This is a genomic window from Haemophilus sp. SZY H56 (assembly GCF_054332415.1).
In genome coordinates this window covers 1-1848 of the sequence record NZ_JBTGNX010000030.1, presented here as the reverse complement: position 1 = coordinate 1848, position 1848 = coordinate 1, and the positions used below count along the sequence as shown (strand labels likewise).

General features: G+C 38.1%; 4 protein-coding genes. 3 read left to right on the top strand and 1 reads right to left on the bottom strand.

Annotated features, from left to right (window positions below; translation table 11 throughout):
* The 3 genes from ACXVWP_RS11060 to mnmA all read left to right on the top strand — a co-directional run.
* Window positions 1–210: FAD:protein FMN transferase (locus ACXVWP_RS11060; protein ID WP_369866968.1), on the top strand; the 210-nt coding region annotated here is incomplete at its 5' end.
* A gap of 2 nt (window positions 211–212) precedes the next feature.
* Window positions 213–473, top strand: coding sequence for a (Na+)-NQR maturation NqrM (nqrM, locus tag ACXVWP_RS11055; RefSeq protein WP_005695380.1), 261 nt, complete (start codon window positions 213–215; stop codon window positions 471–473).
* Window positions 474–573: 100 nt separating this feature from the next.
* Window positions 574–1728, top strand: a complete 1155-nt coding sequence (gene mnmA, locus ACXVWP_RS11050) for a tRNA 2-thiouridine(34) synthase MnmA (protein WP_005695381.1) — start codon at window positions 574–576, stop codon at window positions 1726–1728.
* Between the two features lie 45 nt (window positions 1729–1773).
* Here the strand turns inward: mnmA and ACXVWP_RS11045 are convergent.
* The coding region (locus ACXVWP_RS11045) for a 50S ribosomal protein L19 (RefSeq protein ID WP_288293967.1) at window positions 1774–1848 on the bottom strand (75 nt) is incomplete at its 5' end.

Genomic DNA, 1848 nt, shown 5'->3' with positions numbered 1-1848 from the left:
CAGCATCATTTAGCCTCAATTACCGTGCTTGCACCAAGTTCGATGACGGCTGATGGCTTATCTACAGGTTTATTTGTGCTTGGTGAAGACAAGGCGTTAGAAGTGGCTGAGAAAAATAATCTTGCCGTTTATTTAATCATTAAAACAGATAATGGTTTTGTGACAAAATCATCCTCTGCTTTCAAAAAATTAACAGAAACAAAAGAATAGTTATGCAAACTTTATTTTTTACTTTAATCGCTTTCGTCGCAATTATATTGTTGATGTCTATCGGATTTATTATCAAAAAACAAAGTTTAAAAGGCAGCTGCGGTGGTTTATCTACCCTTGGTATTGCCAAAGCTTGTGATTGTGATAAACCTTGCGACACGCTTCAATCAAAATTAGATGCGGGCGATAAACAAGCAAAAGCCGAATATGAGCAAAAATTTGCGAAAAAAGATGGTGATTCGCAATTTTATGAAGTGAAATAACTTGCATCAAAAATGACCGCACTTTATGTGCAAAATTATTTTGCCGTTTTCTCATTCAATGACCAATGTGCTTCGTCTTAACCGAAGTTACGGGAGAACTATGTTAATTTCAAATACTTATAATCAATACTTTCCTCAATTGACGCAAGAACAGCTTGCGAGAAATGCGACAAAAAAAGTCATTTGTGGTATGTCTGGCGGAGTGGATTCTTCTGTGTCAGCTTTTATTCTTCAACAGCAAGGCTATCAGGTGGAAGGCCTGTTTATGAAAAACTGGGAAGAAGATGATGATACGGATTACTGCACTGCAGCAGCTGATCTTGCAGATGCTCAGGCTGTATGTGATAAGTTGGGGATTAAACTACATAAAATTAATTTTGCTGCAGAATATTGGGATAATGTATTTGAGCATTTTTTAACTGAATATAAAGCAGGGCGCACGCCGAACCCAGATATTTTGTGTAATAAAGAAATTAAATTTAAAGCATTTTTAGAATATGCAGCTGAAGATCTTGGTGCTCATTACATTGCAACAGGGCATTATGTACGTAGGGCTGGTGATGATGAAAATGCAAAATTATTACGTGGTTTAGATGCTAATAAAGATCAAAGTTATTTTCTTTATACCTTAAGCCATAAACAAGTGGGACAAAGTTTATTCCCCGTTGGTGAAATTGAGAAGCCCATTGTTCGCGCTATTGCTGAAGAGCTTGGCTTAATTACGGCGAAGAAAAAAGACTCTACCGGTATTTGTTTTATTGGTGAGCGTAAATTTAAGGATTTCTTAGCTCGTTACTTACCGGCTCAACCTGGTGATATTCGTACTGTTGATGGTGAAATTATTGGTCGCCATGATGGTTTGATGTATCACACGTTGGGACAGCGTAAAGGGTTAGGCATTGGTGGTTTAAAAAATGCGGGTGATGAGGCTTGGTATGTGGTAGATAAGGATGTTGAAAATAATGAGCTTATTGTCGCTCAGGGGCATGACCATCCTCGTTTATTTTCAAAAGGTTTGATTGCTAGCCAATTACATTGGGTTGATCGCGAGCCAATTCGTGAATTAGTACGTTGCACGGTTAAAACACGTTATCGCCAACAAGATATTCCTTGTGTGATTGAACCGATTGATGATGAAACTATTCGAGTGATTTTCGATGAACCTCAATCAGCCGTCACACCAGGACAATCTGCCGTATTTTACCTTGGTGAAATTTGTTTGGGCGGTGGGATTATCGAAGAACGGATTAAATAACCTAACAAAAAAGGCTTGGGATCCCAAGCCTTTTTCTTTGCGAAATTATTCGCCCAAACGCTCTTTAATACGAGCAGATTTACCTGAACGTTCACGTAAGTAGTAAAGTTTAGCTTTACG